Below are 24,173 nucleotides of genomic sequence, written 5' to 3' on the forward strand. Positions count from 1 at the left end.
AATAGGTAATTGGTAATTGGTATTTCTCCTTGTCCCTTCATCACCCTTTTTCCCCATCCCCAGTCTCTAATCCCCAGTCCCTAATCCCCAGTACCCAGTCCCCAATCCCCAATCTTCGTTTTAGTATTAGCACTCTGGCGCTGTGAGTGCTAAATTGTCTAATGGAAGCGCTTGAGAAATAAAACATGGCGAAGATTATTGCATTTGATGAGGAATCGCGGCGGGCCCTAGAACGGGGTGTGAACGCTCTTGCTGATGCTGTAAAAATCACCCTAGGGCCAAAAGGCCGGAACGTTCTTTTAGAAAAAAAATTTGGTGCCCCCCAAATTGTCAACGATGGTATCACTGTTGCCAAAGAAATTGAATTAGAAGATCCATTAGAAAATACAGGTGCGAGACTCATCCAAGAAGTAGCATCGAAAACAAAAGATGTTGCTGGTGATGGTACCACTACAGCCACGGTTTTAGCACAAGCTTTAATCCGCGAAGGTTTAAAGAACGTTGCTGCTGGTAGCAACCCCATCACTCTAAAGCGGGGGATGGATAAGACTGTAGAAGCTTTAGTTGCAGAAATCGCCAAAATAGCCAAGCCAGTAGAAGGAAGTGCGATCGCTCAAGTTGCCACAGTTTCAGCAGGCAATGATGAAGAAGTCGGCAGTATGCTGGCTGAAGCAATGGATAAGGTCACCAAAGATGGTGTAATTACTGTTGAAGAATCTAAGTCCCTGACAACTGAACTAGAAGTAGTGGAGGGGATGCAAATTGACCGGGGTTACATTTCTCCTTACTTTATCACCAACAACGAGCGGCAGACCGTAGAATTTGAAAACGCTCGCATCCTGATTACTGACAAGAAAATTAACAGCATTCAGGATTTAGTACCTATCCTCGAAAAAGTTGCGCGTTTGGGTCAATCTTTGCTGATTATTGCAGAAGATGTCGAAGGCGATGCTTTGGCAACTTTGGTTGTGAATAAAGCACGAGGCGTACTTTCCGTAGCTGCAATCAAAGCCCCTGGATTTGGCGATCGCCGCAAAGCTTTGTTACAAGATATTGCGATTCTCACCGATGGGCAGATGATTTCGGAAGAAATCGGCTTGAGCTTGGATACCGCAGCTATCGAAGCCCTAGGAACTGCCCGCAAAATTACCATTGACAAAGAAAACACCACAATTGTCGCTGGTAGTACCACCAAACCAGAAATACAAAAGCGGATTGGTCAAATCCGTAAACAATTAGAAGAAACAGATTCCGAATACGATAAGGAAAAACTGCAAGAACGCATTGCCAAGCTAGCTGGTGGTGTGGCAGTAATCAAAGTTGGTGCAGCCACCGAAACCGAACTCAAAGACCGCAAATTGCGAATTGAAGATGCTCTCAATGCTACCAAAGCGGCTGTAGAAGAAGGTATTGTTCCTGGTGGTGGTACAACCCTAATTCACTTAGCTACAAAAGTAGAAGCTATCAAAAACAGCCTCGAAGATAACGAAGAAAAAATTGGGGCTGACATCATTGGACGCGCACTAGAAGCACCATTGCGCCAAATCGCCGATAACGCTGGTGTTGAAGGTTCCGTAATCGTTTCCAGAGTCAAGGAAACTGATATCAATGTTGGCTACAATGCTGCTACTGGCGAATTTGAAGACTTAATTTCTGCTGGTATTATCGACCCCGCCAAAGTCGTGCGTTCAGCTTTACAAAATGCTGCTTCCATTGCTGGTTTAGTACTAACCACCGAAGCCCTCGTTGTTGAAAAGCCTGAAAAGAAAGCTGCTGCTCCCGCTGATGGCGGCATGGGTGGCATGGGTGGCATGGGCGGTATGGGTGGCATGGGTGGTATGGGCGGCATGGGCATGTTCTAGAACCCTCCACCCCATCAGTGCTGAGTACTGAGTAAAAAATACAAAGTTAGTTAGTATGAACAGTTTGTCTTTGCACAAACTGTTTTTTATTTGTCATTTGTCATTTGTCATTTGGTAATTGGTAATTGGTAATTGGTAATTGGTAATTGGTAATTTATTCTCCCCCTGCTCCCCTTCGGGTTCTCCAGTCGCTCATGGGGGAAACCCCCTTGGCGCTAGCCTCTCCCCTTGGGAGAAGACCGCGCTGGTTCACCTGCTCCCTGCCCCCAGCCTTCTCATCTCCCTCATCCCCAATGCCCCATGCCCCATGCCCCATGCCCTAATCCCCACATTGCGGTAAAATACAGCCCACGGCGTGTTTTGGGGCTGGGCAATGACTTCTGTAATTAATGTGAATTTACCGGAGCAATCCTATGAGATTGCGATCGCACCTGGTAGTTTGGATCAACTGGGTGAAAAAATGACAGGTTTGCAGCTAGGTAAAAAGGTACTAGTTGTTTCTAATCCGACAATTTTTAAGCATTATGGCGAAAGAGCTATCAATTCCTTAAAAACAGCAGGATTTGAAGTAGCTAGCTGTATCTTACCAGCAGGGGAACGCTTCAAAAACCTGAATTCTATTCAAAAAATCTACGATGCAGCTTTAGAAAACCGCCTCGAACGTTCCGCTACAATTGTGGCGTTGGGTGGTGGTGTAATTGGTGATATGGCTGGTTTTGCTGCCGCTACTTGGTTGCGTGGGATTAGTGTCGTGCAAGTGCCTACCACATTGTTAGCAATGGTAGATTCGGCAATTGGGGGCAAAACAGGCGTAAATCATCCCCAAGGCAAAAACTTGATAGGGGCATTTCATCAGCCACGCTTAGTTTTAATTGATCCAGAAGTTTTGAAAACCCTGCCTGTGCGCGAATTTCGGGCAGGAATGGCAGAAGTCATCAAGTATGGTGTAATTTGGGATGCGGAATTATTTGCCCAAATGGAAGCGAGTAAACACCTGAATCAACTCCGCTACATTAAACCGGAACTCATAGAAACCATATTAATTAGGTCTTGCCAAGCTAAAGCTGATGTCGTCAGCAAAGATGAGAAAGAAGCCGGATTAAGAGCAATTCTTAATTATGGTCACACCATCGGTCATGCAGTAGAAAGCTTGACTGGTTATCGCCTAGTTAATCACGGTGAAGCTGTGGGTATTGGTATGGTAGCAGCTGGGCAAATTGCTGTGGAACTAGGAATGTGGCAAAAAGAAGAGACAGAACGTCAAAACGCCTTAATTCAAAAAGCAGGTTTACCGACGCAGTTACCATCCGGGGTAGATATTGCAGCCATTATTGACGCACTGCAACTAGATAAAAAAGTCAAAGCAGGGAAAGTCAGGTTTGTTTTACCAACACAGATGGGTGTAGTGACAGTTACCGATGAAGTACCAGCAGACACGATTCGCCAAGTTTTACAAGCGATGTAATCAATTCATCAGGTGATACGCTCCTAGATCAAATATTCTGGCGTTAGGGGTGTCAAGGGTCAAGAGTTCAAGCGAGCCTTTGACTCTTGACTCTTGACTTTTGACTTTTGAACACCTGAGTGCGAAATATACAATTTAAATGCGTAACAGCTTTATAACTTTTGTATCGCAGTCTTTCCAGCCCGCTAAAGTTGCCTTTCACGCACAACTAAGCAAATTGTTCATCTAGAATCTAAAATTCCAAATCTAAAATTGATTGTATAGTCGCTGATTTGCGCCATGATACTCCAAGCCCACAATCAATTGACCTTGCAAGAGTTTCTCAATCTTCCCCCAGGTGAGGGAGATGTCACCTACGAACTTGTTGATGGTCAAGCAATTCCTAAGATGTCACCAAAAAAATTTCATTCTAAATTGACTCGTGCCTTTCTAAATTTAATTGAAGAATTATCTCAAGGCAAAGGAGAAGTTTGTCCAGAATTAGCTATAGCATTAACCCGTCATGGAAAAGATTGGGTTCCGACACCGGATCTTTTGTATATCTCTAATGAACGTTTACCAGCAGATTGGGAAGAAGAAGGAACTTGTTCTGTTCCTCCAGACTTAGTGATTGAGATTATCTCTCCAGGGCAAACCTTTGGACAAATGATAGCTAAAGCTAAAGATTATTTAGATGCTAATGTGTTGCGAGTATGGGTAGTAGATAGTAAAGCCAGAAGCATCACTGTTTTTTACCCAGATGCACCACCAAAAACTTTTATGGGAGATGAATTACTCACAGATCCCTTATTTGAAAGCTGGGAGTTTACTGTTGAGCAAGTATTTCAAATGGCAAAAATTCCCTTAAATAGTTAAACATTGGTTATTAAAGACGTTCATCAGTCACTACGAGTAATTATGCAATTAAATCTGCATTGCATTAGTTTACTCAAATGAAAAATAACAAAGTTCAATTGCTTTTCCCTTTCCCCAAACAACATGACTGAGATTCTGTCATAATCACTGAAATAGACCGTTTCATCGGGCTGATATTGGGGAATTTGCCATGAAATTGGATTTAACAAGGTTTTTTCAGGCTTGTAACCCTAGCAAGACGCAGCAGATTAGCAAACCAGAGGATCGGCAATATTATATTGATTTTTCTCCAGTCCGGGGTGTGGCTAACACACTTGTATAAATGCTTTTCATGCGTTACGGCTTACACCTAATGCACGCTACATTACTAATATTTTTTTAGAAATTAAATAGGATTCCTACTATACATTTGTCACAGACAGAATTACAATGCCACACATAGGCGTAGGAACGGAGCATTAGGAGTTTTTTCATGTTAAGTCCTGTACAAACAATCAGCATCTTCCAGAAACAACCAGATCCTCAAGTATTTTCAACAGGACAAGTTATCTTTGAAGAAGGACAGCCGGGTGATTTTATGTATGGCATCATCCAAGGAGAGGTTCAAATATTCATCAATAATAAGCTTATAGAAACAATTCATCCAGGAGAAGTTTTTGGTATAGGCGTACTTGTAGGCATAAAAAATAGAACTTATACAGCTATTGCCAAAACAGATGTTCAGCTTGCTTTTCTCAATGAACAAAGATTTATTTTTGCAGTTCAAGAAACTCCAGTATTTGCGCTGCAAGTTATAAAAAATTACTCGGAACGTCTCACTCGTTTAGAGCATCGCTTCTCCACAATCGCAATTTAAGAATTGCTCTAAAGAATCTCTACTTAGAATAACAGCTTAATGCATAACTAGCAGGAAGGTAACAATTCAAAAATCAAAATTATTATCAATAGTTTGTTACCTTGTTTTTTGGACTTTGACATTTGCTCATAAAATTTAAATAAAAAAGGAAACCATTGTTAACCAGTGGTTTCCCAATAATGCAAAATATTTGATTTACTACTATGCTAGCGGATTGCTATAAGTGCTAAAACCATAAGCTAAAGTTTCTTTCCAAGCATCTGAAGGTTTTAAGTTTCTATTAAATGCTTTTGCAAATGGTAATGGAATACCTTTGATAGTTTCTGGTAAAATTGCATATTCTGTTGTAGGTTCCACTGTATATTGCGGACACTTTGCTTTTATACCCGCATCATTCAACATTTCTGCTATTTCTTTAGCTGAATATTGCTTGAGATAGATAGGATTCCTGCTAAATATGTTGAGATTTCTAATGAAATTATGGATAATATGGGACGGACAAGCTTTGTTATGAAAGGAATGATTAAATACAAAACTGCCACCTGGCTTCAAAATACGGAATATTTCAGCTAATAAGTTTCTTAATTGTGCATCAGGAATGTGCATAAAGACACAATTAGAAATTACTAAATCCACAGAATTATCTTCTAATGGTAAGATTTCTGCTGAGTTACAAATGATATTAAATTCCGCACCTGGGAAAAAATCGTATTCTTGCTTTACTTTAATTAATCTCCTGAGTAAAGATTCGGAAATATCAATAGCATAATATTTTTCACATCTCAAATTTTTATCTTTTGAAAGGTGTAATGGAGCGCGTCCGTAACCACAACCAATTTCTAGAATAGAACCAACAGATTTATTTTCAGGAAATTTATTCCATGTGCCGCCTGGTTTACCACCTAGCAAAGTGTAATCTTGTTTAATTGCAGATGTTTCGGGAAGCTGCTCAATTTTTTGAGAACCATAATAAGTCTTACCAATTGCATCCCATTTTTGTTTATGTTCAGTGCTATTTAACTGTTCATAATTTTTCGGAAAATAAATACCATCTCGTAACTGAAAGTCGCTCAGGCTATTTCTAGATTTTTCTAACTGAGTCATAATAAGATTCTTAATCAATAGCTAGCTATTTTTTCTGTTATACTCTTAACCAACTATTAAGTGCAAGTGCTGTTATATCTACCTTAATTCATTTAAACCACATAAAATAATTATCAAAATAATCTCTAATTTAATAATTCATTAAAATCGCGGTTGTTTATTATAAAAACCGTGCTAATAATCTAATTATTTTGCCTAGGAGAGGCTAATATAATTAGCATTTGTCAGTAATTTTACGATCAAATGTAAGCATTGGTTTATAAATACTTTAAATTTAATTATAGATAGCAATAATCGGAGACTGGGTGGAAATGACAGCAGAGTCACAACAAAAACGGGTAGTTGTTGTAGGTGCAGGTTGGGCTGGTTTAGGGGCTACCTATCATCTGGCAAAACAAGGATATGATGTGACGCTTCTAGAAGCCGGGCCTTATCCTGGGGGATTGGTTGCTGGTTGGAAAACAGCAGCCGGACGTTCTGTGGAAGCAGGTATACATGGCTTTTGGTATCCTTACAGAAATATTTTTGCACTCATTAATGAGTTAGGAATTAATCCTTTTACAACTTGGACTCGTTCTGCTCAATATTCTCCTGCAGGATTAGAAGTAGAATCACCAATTTTTCAAGACTTACCAAGGTTACCCACTCCTTTAGGAACTTTTCTGTACACTAAATTTCAACGTTTACCATTAATTGACCGTTTGAGTGCGTTACCTTTACTTTATGCTGTCGTTGATTTTGATAATTCTCCTGATGCTTGGCGGCGTTATGATTTTGTGACAGCGCGGGAATTATTCAAAGATTTTGGGGTTTCGGCGCGACTTTATAAAGAAGCTTTTGAACCTATGTTATTGGTAGGTTTATTTGCCCCTGGCGAACAATGTTCAGCCGCAGCTACATTAGGAATGTTGTACTTTTTTATTTTGGCGCATCAAGCTGATTTTGATGTTGTTTGGTGCCGAGGGACTGTTGGCGAAAAAATATTTAATCCTTGGGTAAACTGTATTGAAAAAACAGGCGCAAAAGTATTATCTCAAAAACGAGTCACAGATGTAATTGTAGATAGTAATAATCGAGCTACTGGTGTAGTTTGCGGTAATGAAGTTTTTGAGGCTGATGCTGTAATTTTTGCTGTTGGTATCACTGGGATGAAGAAAATAGTTGCTAATAGCAGCAGCTTACAAAATCGCGAAGAATTTCGTAATTTAAATAATTTAGGGGCAATTGATGTTTTAGCAACTCGTTTATGGTTTGACCGCAAAATTGATATTCCTCGCCCTTCTAATGCTTGTTTTGGGTTTGATGCAACTACAGGATGGACATTTTTTGATTTAAACGCCATCCATGATGAATACAAAAATGAACCAGGAACAGTAATTGAAGCTGATTTTTATCATGCAAATCAATTCCTCAATTTAACTGATGAGGAAATTGTGCTTATCGTTCAGCGTTATTTAACAACTTGTATCCCAGCCTTTCGAGAGGCAAAAGTGATTGATAGAAGTGTAATTCGCCTAGCCAATGCGGTGACTCATTTTGCACCAGGGAGTTATCGCTATATGTTACCAGCTACAACTAGTTTTACTAATGTGTTTATGAGTGGTGATTGGATTGTCACTCCTCATGGTTCATGGTCGCAGGAAAAAGCCTATGTCACTGGTTTAGCTGCCGCAAATTCGGTAATTTCTTATTTAGGAGCAGGTCAACCAGCTAAGATTTTACCAGTAGAAGCAGATGAACCCCACATCCAAGCAGCGCGATCGCTCAATCAAACAGTCCGTCAATTGAGCAAATCTATCCTACCTGACTTTTGGTTGCCTTAGCTGGTTGGGGATTGGGGACTGGGGACTGGGGATTAGGGATTAGGGACTGGGGAATGGGAAAAAGCAGGGGGGAAATAACCAACACCAATTACCAATTACCAATTACCAATTACCAATTACCAATTACCCAATGACAAATGACAGTTAAGCCACTCGACTAACTTTTTGATTAATGGGAATTTGAATGATAAATTCTGTTCCCTGTCCAGGTGTAGATTTACAAGAGAGACAGCCACCATGTTTTTCGACAATAATCTGGTGGCTGATTGATAAGCCTAATCCAGTGCCTTTACCAGAAGATTTGGTGGTAAAAAATGGTTCAAATAGCTTTTCCTGGACTTCTTGATTTATACCAGGGCCGTTATCTGCAATGTGGATAGCTACTTGATTCTTGTCAATCATAGTAGTACGAATTTCTATGCGGCTTGGTTGCTGCTTAATTGCTTCCCATGAACGCTGCTGATTATATTCATCTAAAGCATCAATAGCATTTGCAATAATATTCATAAATACTTGATTCAGTTGCCCAGCATAACAATCAATTAGTGGCAACTGGCTGTAATCTCTGATTACTTCAATACCAGGATATTCTGGTTTGGACTTTAAGCGATGATTTAAAATTATCAGTGTGCTATCAATGCCCTCATGAATATTTACAGCATTCATGTTTGCTTCATCGACACGCGAAAAAATCCGCATAGACTGTACAATATCACGAATACGTCTAGCACCAATATTCATTGATTTGAGCAGCTTTAATAAATCTTCCCGAATAAAAGTTATATCCACTTCATCAAGCTCTGTTTGAATACGGGGTGTAGGATGAGGATATTCTTCTTGATAAAGATGTAAAAGATTTAGGACTTCTTGAGTATATTCATTAGCATGAAGAAGATTGCCATATATGAAATTTACTGGGTTATTAATTTCATGGGCGATGCCAGCAACCATCTGTCCTAGGCTAGATAGCTTTTCACTTTGAATTAACTTCAGTTGCATTTCTTGTAAATCTTGATATGCTTGGCTGATTTCTCCAACTTTTTGCTCTAATAAAGCGTTTTTATGCTCTAATTTTACTGATAAATCATGTAATTTGAGGTGCAATTTAACCCTTGATAAAACTTCTTGCTGATTGAAGGGTTTGGTAATATAATCTACAGCCCCAACTTCAAAACCTTTGACTTTGTTAGCTGTATCCGAGAATGCAGTCATAAAGATAACTGGAATATCTTTAGTGACAGGATTGGCTTTTAAGTGATTACAGGTTTCAAAGCCATCCATATCTGGCATCATGATGTCCAGCAAAATCAAATCTGGTATAACATATTTAATCCTTTCTAAGGCTATTTTGCCAGATTTTGCTACGCATACTTCTAAGCCAACTTGATCTAGGGCATCAGATAGGACACCTAAATTGGCAGAATTATCATCAACAATTAGAACTGTCGCCGTTTGTTCAGTTACCAGAGTCATACAACCTCTAGGACGTGTGGGAACCCAGAAAAGACACAATTAATTATGTCTTTTGGTGTTTGTCAAAGCTTTGACTTATAAGATTGAATGAGTGCCAAGATATCTTGGTCTTGATATCCTGTTGCTAGTTCGTGCAGCTTTTTCGCAAAGGGGATATATTTTTTATCCATCTGTTCGATTAATGCTGCTTGTTTAATAATTCCCTTAAAGTTACCTTTCATTACCAACTTGCACAGAGTTTCTAGTTCGGCTATGGGTGGAGCAATTAGCTCAGTACAATCTACCTCTAGCTGATGTACATTCTTCTGCTCTTCATAAAGCCACTCTAGATGCAGATGTTGCTGCAATTTTTGTAAGAGAGTCGTTGCCTGTATTGGTTTCGGTAGAAAATCGTTTCCGCCTACTTCTATGCTGCGATGTTGATCGCTTTCAAACACACTTGCTGATGACACAATAATCACAATGTCTTTGAATGTTTCAGACTTACGGATGCGCTGGATCAAAGTAAATCCATCGATTTCTGGCATTAATAAGTCAGTCAGGACAATATCTGGTTGAAATTCCCAAACTTTCAGCCAACCTTCTTGTCCATTGACGGCTTCCGCTACCTCAAAACCAATGGGGCTGAGTAAATTCGCAATTACTGAGCGATTTGCCCATTTATCATCCACAATCAAAATTTTAGGACGGCAGTTTTTAATACCAATAATTTGTCCCTTATCATCAATTTGAGATGTTTTTACCCACTCATCAGCTTCAGGTAAGTTGACATCAAACCAGAAAATACTCCCTACATTGATTTGACTTTCAACCTCAATAGTGCTTCCCATTAATTCGACAATTTTTTGGCTGATTGCCAATCCCAAACCAGTACCCTCTGTTTGCCGTCGATGATTGCCTACTTGTTCAAAGGGTTGAAAAATCACTTGGAGTTTTTCTTGGGGAATACCTATACCGCTATCACGGACTTGAAAGCGAATTTTGCCTGCTGAAGCATAGCTCACGGTCAAAGTTACGCTACCTGTATCGGTAAATTTAATAGCATTGCTGAGAAGATTAATTAACACTTGCCGTAAACGTTTTTCATCAGCATGAATGCCAATAGGTAATTCCGCAGCTAATTGATATTGAAAATTAAGATTTTTGAGTTCGGCGCGAATACGGCACATTTCTGCTACGCCTTGCAAAAATGCTGGTAAGTGGAAATCCGTAGGTGTAAGTTCCAGTTTTTGTGCTTCGATTTTTGACAAATCCAAAATGTCATTAATTAAAGTCAGCAAATGTGAACCACATTGGTAAATGACATCAATACGCGATCGCTCTTTTTCATCTAAGTGTTGGGAACGTTGCAGAATTTGGGCATAGCCTAAAATACCGTTGAGGGGAGTCCGCAATTCATGGCTCATATTGGCGAGGAATTCGCTTTTGGCATAACTCGCTGCTTCTGCGGCTTCTTTAGCTTTGGCTAGGGCGATTTCTGATTGTTTGCGCTCAGTAATATTTCTTGTTATGGCAATAATTCCTTGAATTGTGCCTTTAGCATCAAGCCAAGGAGCCTTGGTGGTAAGATAAATGCCCTGAAAGTTATCAGCAGACATTTCTTCTTCGTAAGTCTCTGTTATTCCTGTTGCCAAAATCTGGCGGTCTTTGGCCATGATTTCTTTGGCTGCATCAGGCGGTAATACTGCTGTATCGTCTTTGCCAATAATCTCGTTGATGGGCTTACCAAATAATTTAGCTAAATTGGAGTTGAGAGCAACATGACGACCTTGGCAATCTTTTACCACAATCAAGTCTGGTGTACTTTCCAAAATAGAATGCAATAGCGTATTCCTAGCGCGGAGGTCTGCTTCAGCTTGTTTGCGCTGTGTAATATTCTCACTAAATATTATCAGCCCACCAATTTCACCACTAGCCTCATGCCAAGGACGTATCAACCAGCGTACCCACTCAATAGAACCATCTGCACGTAAATATTGGTCTTCATCTCGTTGTGCGATCGCCCCCGCTAAACATTGTTGATGAATCTGCTTCCATGCTTCGGGGATATCAGGAAATACATCGTAATGACAGCGTCCAATTATGTCATCAGTGATGTGATAGCTTTCTAGCCATTTGCGATTCACCGTCAAATAGCGCATTTCCCGATTTAGTATGACCATCCCCACAGGACTATAATCAATAGCCTGCTGCAAATATGTTGTGTTCACAGATGAAGCGATGTCTGTCGGATTACACCCAATCATATTAATGTTCGCTCCCAAAATTGTCTGGGGGTTATCAGATGAGAATTGTTGGTTCATGGTGAATCCTGACGTTCTGCAGTATAGAGCTTCTATGCGATCGCGCTGAGGATTGCACACCTGAAGTTTTGAACTTAAACCCTAGTTTGGGTGTTCTTCAAATAGAGTTTGCTATCAACTCGCAAAGATAAATCTATTTCCATTGAATCTAAATATACCGATGGTCGGGAACCGAGTAAAAACGGAAATAGTCAGATCTGTCACTCTCATAGATAACTATAAAACACCGAAATTCAGGACTTGCCTAAGATTTAATCACTGTAAATTTACGGCTATCAGTACATTCTCATGTCAGTCTTATCCGTAAAATTTTGTATTCAATATCTAGTAATACTATAAAATTATACCTATTTTTATCTAGAATTCATCCCCAGGTAGGATGACACAGAAAAGGTATTGATACCTGTTCATGATTTCTCGTTTTCTGCTGCAGTCAATCCTTAATCACAAGCTTTACTTTTTCTCTTCGGAGTTTGCAGATCATTGATTTTTGGTCAATCTGCAAAGAGTAAAAATGCTGACAAAAACTCAGCAGTGTATCCCACCCTTGAAGACGTAGGATACACTGCTGTCCACAAACTTGGGGCATAGAGAATAAGGCATTGGTAGCTTTTTCCATACCCAAGTTCCTATTTTTTAAGGCAGGAATCTTAAAGTTGTCTAACTCTTTGCCTTGTATATCGCCCATCCAAACCTAGTTTGATCCAACTCAGACATTCGTATTCTGAATTGAATAATTTTGGTGCTGCAATATTATTCAATAACTCTGGTGGGTAGTGGTCGTAAAAATATTTACCCTCCTGTTGGGAGACAATAATTAAATTGTGATGGTATATGTAGCGAGATTTAAAACTATCACCGCTACTGATAAACTCTGACTGTTTATCAATATGTTCTTTGGCAATATCAATGATATTACTGATACTACTGCCATAAATTCCCGATGGATTCTCTGTTTTGTGAAATTGGCTATTATTACCAATCTCTGCCAATAGTTTATAGGAATAAATTTCGTAATTATCGGCTTTGCCAAAAACAAACGGAATGATGAGATATCCTTTATATGACACTGAGCTTTCATAAAGAAGACGACTCATCTCAACCTCCTTTGGTATAAGTGCTTCCTGATAACTTGCCTCCATTACATCCCTACTAACAGTCGGTATATTACTGTTAATCAGCAGACTAATCTTTATAATTGATTTGTTGTTTTGCCAAGGGGGTTATCACCCCTTTTTTATAAAATTAGATGTGATAGAGGCTGCCAGAAAATTATTGCAAACTCAATTATCGCTTTTTTTGAAATGCATAATTATGAAATATATTGCAAAAGTCAAAAAATCATGAATATCATCCTTTAGATAGATATAGGATCTCAAGTTATATTGGATTTTTTAATGCTATGTATATATTTATTCTCTGATTTTCAGTCTTACAACCTCTGTTACCTATATAGATAAGTAATTTCTGCTAATTCAATAGGATTTATATATACCTTTTTAAAGGTGAAAGTTCAGCAGATTTTTGATTATTAGAGCTAAAAATTAAACATTATTGTAGCTATAGCACTTAAAGCTAACAATTGATTACTGATCATGATATCTGCGTTGAACTAAGCTAATCAGTATTTAAGCTATTACGCATTTAAAGCGTTCCCGCAGGGTCGGGAGGGAACCTCCCTTGAGTGAACTGGCGTTCCCAAGTCCAAGCTAGCCTTTGAAATAGGAACGCTACAGAGTCTTGACAGCCTTGCTCGGTAGTTAAGAACAATGAGTGACACAATGTCATTGCGAATACAGCGTCATAGCTTCTCTAGGAGAGGCTGCGCCAACGTTTAGCCCGCATCGCCTCCGACCAGAGAAGGCTTGATACTGCGATCGCCATGAATGTAAATATTTTTGCTCATCTACCTACCTGTATCTTCATACCCAATCTTAACCAAGCCTTATTTATTTATTAAAAAACAATTTTTATTTTTTAAACCACTGGTATATTGCTGAAGCGTTTCTCATGAACTTATCAAGACGTAATTTTTTTAAGGTGGCTGGTGCAAGTGCTGTTGGTGTGACGATGCTTTCTCCTTTAGAAGCCTTGTATGCAGGAGCAGCCAAAGGTAAAGTTGCTAACGGAATTGGCTATGGCCCCCTAGAGGCAAAGCTACCTGAAAATGCAGATGAACTAGTTGATGTTGTGTTTGGTGGAATTAACTTAGGTAAGCAACCACTGTTAGAACTTCCTCCTGGTTTTCAATACACTGCAATATCCTATACAGGCCAGCTCATGGATGATGGGGCATTGGTAGCAAGTAATCATGATGGAATGGCTGCTTTTGATGGCCGTAAAAACACCACAATTCTGATCCGAAATCATGAGGTCAGCGCTAATGGTTCTAATCCGATCATCGGATTGCCACGATATGACCAAATTGGAGGGGGAACAACGACTATTATTGTTGGGCCTGATCGACGGGTGAAGAAGCAATTTGTTTCTCTATCAGGAACTATTCGTAATTGTGCTGGTGGGCCAACTCCTTGGGATTCTTGGATTAGTTGTGAAGAGAATCTGACTCTTCCTACACCTGGTGGAGCTAGCAAAAAGCATGGCTATAACTTTGAGGTTCCAGCAACAGAGAATATTCAGATTGCCGATCCGATTCCCCTCGTAGCAATGGGCCGTTTTAATCACGAAGCTGTTGCTGTTGATCCGAAGACTGGATGGATTTATCAAACAGAAGATGATGGAAGTAGTTGTTTTTATCGATTCCGTCCTCATGTCCGTCCTACTAGATATGGTGATCTGCAAAAGCGTGGTGCGGGAGTACTAGAGGCGCTAGTAGTTAAAGGAAAACCTAGACTTAATACCAGCAAAGAGTTCCCTGTCACTCAATCAAAATCAGTTGAAGTTGAGTGGGTAACGATAGATAATGTTGACCCTAATGACAATTCTTTTGCTAGTTCCGTGCGGGGTCAAGGACAAGCTAAGGGTGCAGCCATTTTCTCACGCGGTGAAGGCGCTTGGTATGGTGATGGCAATATCTACTTTACCTGTACCAATGGTGGGGCTGTAGGACAAGGGCAGGTTTTTGCTTATAATCCCAGAAAAAACACTCTTACCCTAGTTGTTGAGTCTCCCGCAGAGAACATACTGAATTTCCCTGATAACATTACCGTGGCTCCATTTGGGGATCTCTTTTTATGTGAAGACGGTAGCAATACTGAATACGTCATCGGCGTTAACCAAAAGGGCGAATTGTATCGCTTTGCCGCAAATGCTATTAACGGTAGTGAATTTGCTGGGGCTTGCTTCTCACCTGATGGCCGTACAATGTTTGTCAATATCCAAGATCCTGGAATTACCTGTGCAATTTGGGGCCCTTGGGCGAGAAAACGAGCGTAAAGTATTTATCATTACTTTAAATTGAGGAATTTTTATTAAGGGTATAAAGCTTATTTTCTATAAGCTGAATAAAGCTAGACTTTTATTTTTGGTTGCTTTCAAAAATAAAATGATGGCAGTTAGTTTATCCTAAAAAACACGCTTTGTTGAAGCAGTAAATAGCTTCATACAAAAAATTAGGGTAAGACTAAAATTTCCTGCCCATCTCCCCGATTTTTATAAAAAATCTGGGAGCTAAATTCTCCTACAGCATGGATGATGAGTTAGGCGCTGGTTTTCAATATAATTTGTCATTAAAGAACTATCCTAGCGCCTAACGCATCCTAAAATAATTATATTTTTACTTGATAAATCATCTCCTAATTATTTCATTTTTATCTGAATAAAAGTTTTTATTTTGATTTTATATAAATTCAAGCTTAATATTCCTAGCTATAGATTGCAACAAGACGCAACAATTGCTGAAATTTTATTAACTCATTTTAATCAAAATTTGTTATAATTAGGTTTAATACTATTAATTTTAGCCAACAACCTCAGTAAATATTTAGATTACAGAGCATTTTTTAGCCTCATAAGGTAGCTGAATATCAGCCTAAAGTGCAGATAATGACAAATTGATTTATTTTTAGCTGCTCTAATAGACTTGGTGAGCGAATTATATCTAAAAAAGCAATTTCCCTGAGAGTATATAAATATTTAACAACTTCACTATCAGCTATCTGATTGTAGAACAATTAGTAGCTGCTCTATTGGTTAAAGCTAAATTAAAAGTAATTAAATTTTGAATTTCCAAGCTAATAATCTCTTGAAAATTTAAATTCCCCCATTCATAACATGACTCAGCATTTAATTTCTTCCAATACTTCCTCACAAAATTTAGATAATCTCAAATCTCATAACTACCCATTAGCAGTAGAATCTGATGATTGGGAATTACAGATGGCTCAATTAGTTGGTTTGGAAGTAGAGTCAATATCTGCTGAGTCAGAGGAATTATTAGAATCATCGGCTAACTTACAGCCATTACCATCTCAACCAACAGAAGAGAAAACTGAGCAATCAATATCATCAAATCCCTTTGCTAAATTAGGTGTAGTCGGTAGCGGTACTTTATTGATAGTTTTATTTGCGGGTGGGTTTTTATCACAATTAATGAGTAGTAATCAAAGCCCAAAAAAGAAAATTGTTTTGCAAGAAGTTCAACCATCAGTACAACCAGAATCTAGAGAAGAAAGTTTAGCAGCAACAGTAGAGACTCTGAAAACAAAATTAGCTTTAACTGAACAAGCTGTAGCTGTGAAATCAGCACAACAACAGTTAAGAAGTGGCAGAATGAGAGTAGTTGCACCAAATTCACAGCCAGATACTTCTCAATCTGGACGAATGGTGGTAACAAGAATACCGACACCGATATCTACAGTTTACGTACCCAGGACAGTTACAGTTGAGCGCATGGTTAGATACCCTAATTCTCAACAACCTGTTGCTCAATCTTCATTATTACCCCAAGCGTTCATTAGCCAACCACCAACTCAACCATTAGTACCACCATCAGTAAATGTAACTCCCATCCCTACACCAAACCCACTTCAAGATTGGGAAAAGATGGCAAAGTTAGGTAGCTATGGACAGATTGCTGCTGCTAATAAATCTCATCAAAATGTCAGGACTGTAGAAGAAAATCATCATCAAGAAGAACAACAAACAAGTAATAATCAGCCTGAAAAAACACCGAATCAGCCACCTTCTATAGCAGGTCAAGGATTACAAAAAAATCCAAAATCTTTAGCCATTGGTAGTCATGCTAAAGCTGTGTTGGCAACAGCTATATTTGGAGAAACGACTAAATCAAAAGATAGCGATGATGACAATATCTTTGTAGTCAGGTTAAAGGAACCGTTAAAAGCTGCAGATGGCGCGATCGCAATTCCCGCAAATACAGAATTATTAACTGAAATCAACTCTATTTCTGAGCAAGGTTTGATTCAGCTAAACGTAGTGAAAATTATTCAGAAAAATCAAGGGCAAATCACAGAAAGAAGTTTATCAGAAAATGCACTGGTCATTCGTGCTCCCCAAGGTAAACCCTTAATCGCCAATCGATTTCCTAATAGAGGTTCATCGATTGCTAGTATGGATCTAGGGTTATTTGTGTTAGGTGGTCTTGGTAAAGCCGCAGAGTTAGCTAACCGTACGGAATCTCAAGTTGTAACTACAACTGCTGGGGGTACTATCGTTAGCAATAGTAATCCTCAACGCAACATCTTAGCCGGAGTGTTAGAAGGTGGGATAAATACTGTAGTTCCGCAAATTGTTCAACGTAATCAGCAAGCAATTTCTCAAATGAGCCAAAGAACTAACGTTTGGTTTTTACCTGCGGGTACAGCAATTGAAATCTATGTTAATCAAGCAATACAATTTTAGTTATAATAACAATTCCACAATAAATTACTAAAATTTCATTGGCAAATTTACATCTGTTTTAGCTGAGGTAAATTTGCATTTTTGATTGAGCAGTCAAAAATTTTATGGCGATCGCACTATTCCCTCAAAATTAGGATAAGCAATAATTAGTCAATAAAAATATTACATATTTGTAAATTACGCAATTGCATTGAGTCCGAAAGCTAAAAAGCAGACCCAACCAATTGATAATCTTTAAACTGATGTATCATAAAAAATACATTTACAAAAATCAACAATGGTAGAACGCCCAATTAAGAAATCAGAACGTCAGTCCCAAGCAAATGCTGATAGTAATTCTGAAAATTTGGATTCTGTAACCCCAAGAGAGTCTAATCCGAAAAAATCAAAACCAAGCGGGAATCGCTCATCTGGTAAAGGCAAAAAAGGATCTTTTAAAGATGAAATTAAGCCGCCGGTCAATCCTGCTCTAGTGCGTGGCCCTAAACCAGTTCAACCTAAAATTGAGGTCAAAACTGACTCTGAAACAGAATCAGAACCTATTTCTGAAGAGCCTCAAGATTAACATATTAGTCATTACAGGTTAAATACTTAATACGTTAATTGCAAGGGAAGCCAGCTTGTTAGGCGGGTTTCCCAACTAAAAATATAATATTGCTTTCTTGGCAGGCAGAGTACAGACGCGATTAATCGCGCCTCAACAAGCACAGAAGAGAAAGAAAGATTATGGTTTGTATGCCATATCATGCTTAATCCTTGGGAGTCCGCTATATTGTATATATTTGGATTTTCTTGACACCGAACAATGCCAGCAAGGTTGCAAATAAAAGCTGAAGATTGCTCCCCCTTAGGACGATTCATTCTCCAATATTTGGAAGAACAGGGTATCAGTATGAACCGTCTGGCGGATTTGTCTGGTGTTCCTCAACCAAGACTCAGAGGTGCTTGCTTTAAGGGAACTTGTCCTACGCCAGAAACTTTGAGGAAACTTGCGAGAGTGATGGGGAAACATCACTTGGAGCTTTATACACTTGCATACGAGGCGAGAATTGAGAAGCTACCGGAAGATGCAGATGATACTTCCCTCGATATCTTAATGCGAGATTTATTTGAGACTGCTAGAGAGTTGCGGTTAGCGGTTCCTAAAGTCCGTCCTTCTAAAGCTAAAATCCGCAAAGCCCTACTAGAGTTAGGATTTAGTGAAGAGAATGATGAATGTGCTTAGGGTAATTTCAAAATTCTCAATTCCAGCAGATATATAAAATTTAGCTGTTCTTGATTTGAGAATGGCTGGCAAAATTATCAGCTATTGTCTCTATTGCCTATTGCTCATTCCCTACGCGAACGAATATTTAGCGACTAATGCACGAATTGCGATAGTTTATTTGATTAAAGCTAAAGCAGCGTATGTCATATTTCTATAAAATACGACAGCTGTATTTTTATATAAATACAACATACGCTTTGATTAAGTTGTTATTTCAACTTATTTACGGCGATAGGGAACGGCTTTCTCAATATCAATGTTCTGTACTGAGAGTTGCTGAGGTGCATTACCTCTAGCGTTGATGCTTTTCGCCATATCAAGGAAGAGAGCGGGGTTACCAGCTGTAGGCTTCTTCTCTTGGGGGGTAAAGCCACGAACGGTAGTTTGCCAAATGATTTGGGGGAAGCCCAACTTAGCACGATGGTATGAATCGTAGCGAGGAGACTTGATGTTGAAAGGTGTTTCACCAGCTACACGACCAGGTAGTACCCGACGACGTTGGTAAGGTACGGTGTCGTAGCCAAAGGCTTGGAGGTACTCATCAGAATTTAGTAGATCGTCAACAAAGCCTTTAATACCCTTTGTCGCTACTACAATTGACCAAGCAATCTTCTCGCGCTCGTTGTATACATCGCGTCCAAGAACGCGCTGTACTGTCTGTTCAACAAAACGATAGTTGCTGTTCAGATCGTAGAAACTACGTTTGTAAGTATTAGAGAGCAACAAGCCGCGAATGAAGTCACGCACTGTGATCTGACCGTTGCGGAGTTGGGACTCTAGGAAACGCTCGCGATCGGAAGCAAATGCATGGAAGAAAATCTGACGATAAGCTGCTTCAATCAGAACATCTAAATCTGTTGCGGAAAGTATGTTGTCAGTAGAGAAAGTCCTTGGTTGCTCATCTCCAGGAATTTCAAGACTTGCTACCCGCTGGTTTTGAGAAATAGGGGTATATTCTAAAAGAGGAATTGCCACGAATACAAAATCTCCCTTTCCTTAATGAAATCTTACAAAGTTATCATAATCATAAAGGAGAAGAGGGAGAATTATTCGATTTGGTTTGATAAACATTACATAACTTAATTGATTGCTTCAGTAATGCTGAAACCCCTTGTACAAGGGCTTTAGAGATTCAAACAATGGATATTAGCAAGTGCCAGACTACCGAGAATATGGGGAAAGTAATGGTTTTCAAACCTACCACAATCAGCCTGCAGTCAGAAAATTATGAGAAAAACTGATGCAACATTTCTTTGCAATTCTTAGCGTCTACCACCACCGCGGTGAGGTACTGCACTAGGTTGAGCGATCGCTACATTTAAAGGCTCAATGTTGACAATCTTACCACCTAGACGGCTAATCCGTTTCATTTCTTGATTCATGCGATTGTAGGGGACATTGATAAACACGCTGCCACTATGCCGAATGTCGTATTGATTGTTGTCGCTTTCGGAGGTTTGCCGCAAACCTACTACTTCGTAACGAAATACTCGGCTATTGGATGAAGGGTTGCTACCAGCATCAAGTTCAGTTTGACCTAACATGAGTTTTACGCTCTCCTATATATTGAGTTGTTTGGCATACTACTTACTGATAAGTAAAAGGTCAAAAGAAATACTAGCAAATGGATACTATATGTTGATATCAGCCAGAAATGATTGATTTTCACCATCTCATATCTGACTATCAAGTCAGTAGACTGTCATTAAAATGACTCCAGGATATTTTAACCAAGAATATAAAAATTGCCATCCTTTAATTTGGGGATGGGTAATTGGTAATGGCTTAAAGTGATTTTTGGGCTTTTGAACGCCAGGTCACTCAACGGAAACCTCCCTACCCTGTGGAAAGGCTTTCAGCAAATATTTCCATCTCCAACCCCTACTCAACTTTCAATTGACTGTTAACTTTTGCAGATACAGGGATAAACAGGGGTGTTTTGCTAGATGGCGTTTCGGAGTTATCTAAGGTTTGCAAACTTGTAAAAGCTGCGTCACGAATGATAGATTCTTCTTCTTTTGTGAGTAACAATTGCAAACATTCGACAACATTTTGTTGCACGGAAGCATCAACTCGCTTGCGTGTGATTAATTTGGTGAGTTGCCTAATCGCATTTAAGCGCTTGAGTGGGTCTGGTTCTGTTAAGTTGTTCAAGAGGCGATCAAGATAGTCTTCGTCTGTAGTGCCATAAAAATTGACGATTTGGCAGACTAATAAAATTAGGGTTAATACTGTTCCTATACCTTGGGTAATCACTCCCGCAGCTATCCAAGGACTATGGGAGTCAAACCAAATTGTAGCTGCTATGTAAGTGCTAAATGTGGCGATTCCACCACTACTGACTGCCAAGAGTAAGCGACGGTTGGGGCCGTTGAAAAACCTCTGCATTTGTGACCAGCGTTGTTGCCAGTCCCACTTTTGCATGGAGTAGACTGATAACATGATCCCAATGCCAATGCTCAAGGCTAACAGCAGCTTCCAGTTCCACAACAGCATTGCAACGACGATTGTCAGGAATCCTAGAATGCCTCCAGGCCCAGAGAAACGCTGAAAATTTCGCTGCTTTGTGGCTCCTGTCTTGAGATCTGGAAGCGACCAGTGGGAAAGCTGGTTGATCAATTGCTGCCACGAAGACGAAGCCTGTGCCACGGTGTTTACCTACTAAAATTACAAGATTGTTTAGTTTATAAGTTTTACCCCATATCAGGGAAGGATGCAGACACCCAAGCTGTTTACGGCATAGCTATTAGTTAAGTTTATAGTTTGATAAACTCCAATGCTGATGCCAGAAGCGTGGGTTTCCCCAAGTTCAGGGCTGACCAAAAACTCAAATAAAGGGTGAGATTTTATACTCCGCCCTTAATGTTCGGTAATTTTCCATTTACCTGGGGCTGAATTGAGAATCAATAATACCCTATTAAGAATACCTGAACTTCGGTAAAACAGAGTGATTTAGTTATGGAGTTTTGAGACTTTTTTAAGCACAAAAACGAAAGTTATCTAGGGTGAATAAGCCATTAAAAACGCTGAATGTCACCGAATAAATCTCATTTGCGGCTACGGATAATTGGGCGTTGGGGGTAATCGCGGAGTCAGAATTAGCTAGGTTCGACACTGGTAGTACTGTTTGGGCGATAAGTTGGCGATCGCGTCCGTAAGCTGAAAGTACTAGCCGTTGTGAACTGGTTACCAAGGCGCTGACTTGGTTCACAGGACGTAAAAAAGTTACTTCTAACAATTCAGTTTGGGGCGATCCCATCAATACTATCGAGCCTGAGTGGGTGGGGAAGGCTGGATTTGATGGTTGAATTGCTAGACATTCATGAAAAATTACGCCTAAGGACTCGTACTGGCGCTCTACTGCTTCAAAACATTTTAAGTCTTCAAAGTTTAAACAGATACAGTTATGTGAGTTTTCCTGCGTAGTATCAGCTAGTGCTTCTACTTGACCCTGCCACTCGGAAGCTATCACTTGGTTTTGGAGATGAAAGTTCTCCAGGTTCAATCCAGTGCCTTTAAACCTTGGTATTGTATCTGATTGAATAGCCTCCTTGACCATGACTCCCCGCTTTACATTTACTTATAGAAAATTAATTTAGTAATTTCATCAACATCTATTGTTTCTAAGTACAAAACTAGAATTAATAGTGGTTTTTGATCGGCGTTTTGATGATCATCTTGACGCTCTGATCTATCCGTAATCTTTCTGATAGATTACCATACAAAATTCTCACGAGAATTCCGATCTCAGTTATCTTAGCTACTGACTCAAATCCTTGCATGGCAGTAAATACAAGGAAAAATCATGCAATACTTGTGTAAAAAAAACACAATATCTTTACAGACAATACAGCAATTTTACATCTACTTAATCTGACGTTAGTATGAAGTCTCAGAATAGTAGATTCACTGATAATAGTAGGGAGTTTACAGCCAACAGATAAAACGAAGTTGTGCTCTGAGATAAACGCTAGGGGATAGAGGAATCAAAGAGCAATGAACACAAGAATTTAAATTCATCACATTATTGATTTTTAGCTCCTAACTCTGAACACAACTTAGTATAAATACTCTATAGAGACCTGGCTGTCATCTAAACCAAGCAAACACAACATTGAATAAAATATACTTATGTTTCAACCACTAGGATTTGAGCAACGTTCAATTATTACCTCACTCGGTAGGATAGTGTACTATACAAACACTGGTTCTCTCTGGCAGGATGATTTGACGGCAAAAGATGAAAAAGAAACTTTGTTGTTTCTTCATGGCTTTGGTGGTGGATCTTCTGCTTATGAGTGGTCAAAAGTATATCCGGCGTTTGCGAGTGAGTACCGAGTAATCGCACCAGACTTACTCGGTTGGGGTAGATCTGAGCATTTAGCGCGTAATTATCAGATTGGAGATTATTTGAACACAATTGCGGAGTTTATCCAGCAGACTTGTACGGAACCTGTGACTGCGATCGCATCTTCTCTCACCGCCGCGATGACAATTCGAGTTGCGATCGCTCATCCTGATTTATTCAAGTCGCTGATTCTCACAACTCCCGCCGGACTGGGTGATTTTGGCGAAGACTACTCTCGTAGTTTCTTTGCTCAGTTAGTTAGTATTCCTGTTTTTGACCGCTTGCTGTACAGTACAGGAGTAGCTACTAGCAACGGTATTCGCAGTTTTTTAGAGCAAAGACAATTTGCACAACCTAACCGGGTATATCAAGAAATAGTTGATGCTTATTTGCAATCTGCACAGCAACCCAATGCTGAATATGCAGCACTATCTTTTGTTCGTGGCGATTTGTGCTTTGATTTATCGCTGTTTATTCAGCAGCTAACCACACCGACAGCGATTATTTGGGGACAAAAATCACAATTTACTGGGCCAGAAATTGGTCATCGCCTTGCTGAGATGAATCCCCAAGCTATCAAATTTTTTCAACCACTAGAAGATGTGGGGTTAACACCACAGCTAGAACTACCAGCAGTAACTATTGGGTTAATTCGCCGCTTTTTAGCTTTATTGAATTAATCAAAGTCAACAGCCAATTAGAAAGAAGCTGATGATTTAGTAACTCTTACTAAATCTCAACTTCATATCAATAAAGAGGTCGTCCGACACAATTATCTAACTACGATTAAAGAAAAATTTGCCAAAACTTTATAAAAAATTAATTCTTTCTTTAAAATGATGTGCTTGTAAATTGTCATCAGTAGCTAATAAAACATTGCAAGCAAGACTATAGGCTGAAGGTATAAAATTTTGGGTTTTACTACAAAAAGTAAATTATCAAAACAACTTATTAATTTTTGGATAATTATCTATTGGCATCATTGATTCTAAAA

Annotated in this window: 19 protein-coding genes; 11 read left to right on the forward strand and 8 right to left on the reverse strand. The window is 39.3% G+C overall.

The features are described from left to right. Positions 1-185 precede the first annotated feature (185 nt). The 5 genes from groL (at position 186) to AACU25_RS10465 (ending at position 5,038) form a co-directional block, all read left to right on the forward strand. A complete protein-coding gene (groL, locus tag AACU25_RS10445; RefSeq protein WP_096575319.1) occupies positions 186-1,862 on the forward strand; it encodes a chaperonin GroEL in 1,677 nt (558 codons plus the stop codon). A 373-nt stretch (positions 1,863-2,235) separates the two neighbouring features. Further along, positions 2,236-3,327, forward strand: coding sequence for a 3-dehydroquinate synthase (aroB, locus tag AACU25_RS10450; RefSeq protein ID WP_096575321.1), 1,092 nt, complete (start codon positions 2,236-2,238; stop codon positions 3,325-3,327). A 279-nt stretch (positions 3,328-3,606) separates the two neighbouring features. Next, positions 3,607-4,182 carry a Uma2 family endonuclease gene (locus AACU25_RS10455; protein WP_096575323.1) on the forward strand — a complete coding sequence of 192 codons (576 nt, stop codon included), beginning with the start codon at positions 3,607-3,609 and terminating at the stop codon, positions 4,180-4,182. A 190-nt stretch (positions 4,183-4,372) separates the two neighbouring features. Continuing rightward, positions 4,373-4,504, forward strand: a complete 132-nt coding sequence (locus AACU25_RS10460; protein ID WP_321206740.1) for a hypothetical protein — start codon at positions 4,373-4,375, stop codon at positions 4,502-4,504. 150 nt (positions 4,505-4,654) lie between these two features. Then, entirely contained in the window at positions 4,655-5,038 is a 384-nt protein-coding gene (locus AACU25_RS10465) for a Crp/Fnr family transcriptional regulator (protein WP_096575325.1), read from the forward strand. A 201-nt stretch (positions 5,039-5,239) separates the two neighbouring features. On the opposite strand, the gene AACU25_RS10470 is transcribed toward AACU25_RS10465, so the two are convergent. Then, on the reverse strand, positions 5,240-6,142 hold the full coding sequence (locus AACU25_RS10470) for a class I SAM-dependent methyltransferase (RefSeq protein WP_096575327.1): 903 nt from the start codon (positions 6,140-6,142) through the stop codon (positions 5,240-5,242). Between the two features lie 311 nt (positions 6,143-6,453). On the opposite strand from AACU25_RS10470, the gene AACU25_RS10475 reads away from it, so the two are divergent. Then, a complete protein-coding gene (locus AACU25_RS10475; RefSeq protein ID WP_096575329.1) occupies positions 6,454-7,965 on the forward strand; it encodes a hydroxysqualene dehydroxylase in 1,512 nt (503 codons plus the stop codon). Between the two features lie 144 nt (positions 7,966-8,109). Here AACU25_RS10475 and AACU25_RS10480 read toward each other — a convergent pair whose 3' ends face one another. The 3 genes from AACU25_RS10480 to AACU25_RS10490 form a co-directional block, all read right to left on the reverse strand. After that, complete coding sequence (locus AACU25_RS10480) at positions 8,110-9,438, reverse strand: hybrid sensor histidine kinase/response regulator (RefSeq protein WP_096575331.1); 1,329 nt, start codon at positions 9,436-9,438, stop codon at positions 8,110-8,112. 62 nt (positions 9,439-9,500) lie between these two features. Beyond that, entirely contained in the window at positions 9,501-11,741 is a 2,241-nt protein-coding gene (locus AACU25_RS10485) for a PAS domain-containing hybrid sensor histidine kinase/response regulator (protein ID WP_096575333.1), read from the reverse strand. A 650-nt stretch (positions 11,742-12,391) separates the two neighbouring features. After that, complete coding sequence (locus AACU25_RS10490; protein ID WP_096575337.1) at positions 12,392-12,838, reverse strand: hypothetical protein; 447 nt, start codon at positions 12,836-12,838, stop codon at positions 12,392-12,394. 913 nt (positions 12,839-13,751) lie between these two features. On the opposite strand from AACU25_RS10490, the gene AACU25_RS10495 reads away from it, so the two are divergent. The 4 genes from AACU25_RS10495 (at position 13,752) to AACU25_RS10510 (ending at position 18,789) form a co-directional block, all read left to right on the forward strand. Continuing rightward, the gene (locus AACU25_RS10495; RefSeq protein WP_096575339.1) at positions 13,752-15,137 is read left to right on the forward strand and encodes an alkaline phosphatase PhoX; all 1,386 of its coding nucleotides are present in this window, start codon (positions 13,752-13,754) and stop codon (positions 15,135-15,137) included. Positions 15,138-15,974: 837 nt separating this feature from the next. After that, the gene (locus tag AACU25_RS10500; protein ID WP_096575341.1) at positions 15,975-17,564 is read left to right on the forward strand and encodes a TrbI/VirB10 family protein; all 1,590 of its coding nucleotides are present in this window, start codon (positions 15,975-15,977) and stop codon (positions 17,562-17,564) included. Positions 17,565-17,841: 277 nt separating this feature from the next. Further along, positions 17,842-18,129, forward strand: a complete 288-nt coding sequence (locus tag AACU25_RS10505) for a hypothetical protein (protein WP_096575343.1) — start codon at positions 17,842-17,844, stop codon at positions 18,127-18,129. A 240-nt stretch (positions 18,130-18,369) separates the two neighbouring features. Beyond that, on the forward strand, positions 18,370-18,789 hold the full coding sequence (locus AACU25_RS10510) for a helix-turn-helix domain-containing protein (protein ID WP_045871434.1): 420 nt from the start codon (positions 18,370-18,372) through the stop codon (positions 18,787-18,789). Positions 18,790-19,050: 261 nt separating this feature from the next. On the opposite strand, the gene AACU25_RS10515 is transcribed toward AACU25_RS10510, so the two are convergent. The 4 genes from AACU25_RS10515 to AACU25_RS10530 form a co-directional block, all read right to left on the reverse strand. Then, on the reverse strand, positions 19,051-19,806 hold the full coding sequence (locus AACU25_RS10515; RefSeq protein ID WP_096575345.1) for a phycobilisome rod-core linker polypeptide: 756 nt from the start codon (positions 19,804-19,806) through the stop codon (positions 19,051-19,053). A gap of 287 nt (positions 19,807-20,093) precedes the next feature. Beyond that, positions 20,094-20,375 (reverse strand): phycobilisome linker polypeptide, encoded by a 282-nt coding sequence (locus tag AACU25_RS10520; protein WP_096575347.1) that lies wholly within the window; start codon positions 20,373-20,375, stop codon positions 20,094-20,096. Positions 20,376-20,712: 337 nt separating this feature from the next. Further along, positions 20,713-21,480, reverse strand: a complete 768-nt coding sequence (locus tag AACU25_RS10525) for an armadillo-type fold-containing protein (protein WP_096575349.1) — start codon at positions 21,478-21,480, stop codon at positions 20,713-20,715. Between the two features lie 328 nt (positions 21,481-21,808). Then, on the reverse strand, positions 21,809-22,390 hold the full coding sequence (locus AACU25_RS10530; protein WP_096575351.1) for a hypothetical protein: 582 nt from the start codon (positions 22,388-22,390) through the stop codon (positions 21,809-21,811). Between the two features lie 572 nt (positions 22,391-22,962). On the opposite strand from AACU25_RS10530, the gene AACU25_RS10535 reads away from it, so the two are divergent. Then, complete coding sequence (locus AACU25_RS10535) at positions 22,963-23,859, forward strand: alpha/beta fold hydrolase (protein ID WP_096575353.1); 897 nt, start codon at positions 22,963-22,965, stop codon at positions 23,857-23,859. Positions 23,860-24,173: the final 314 nt, after the last annotated feature.

The sequence above is a fragment of the Tolypothrix tenuis PCC 7101 genome (assembly GCF_963874875.1).
Taxonomy (GTDB): domain Bacteria; phylum Cyanobacteriota; class Cyanobacteriia; order Cyanobacteriales; family Nostocaceae; genus Aulosira; species Aulosira tenue.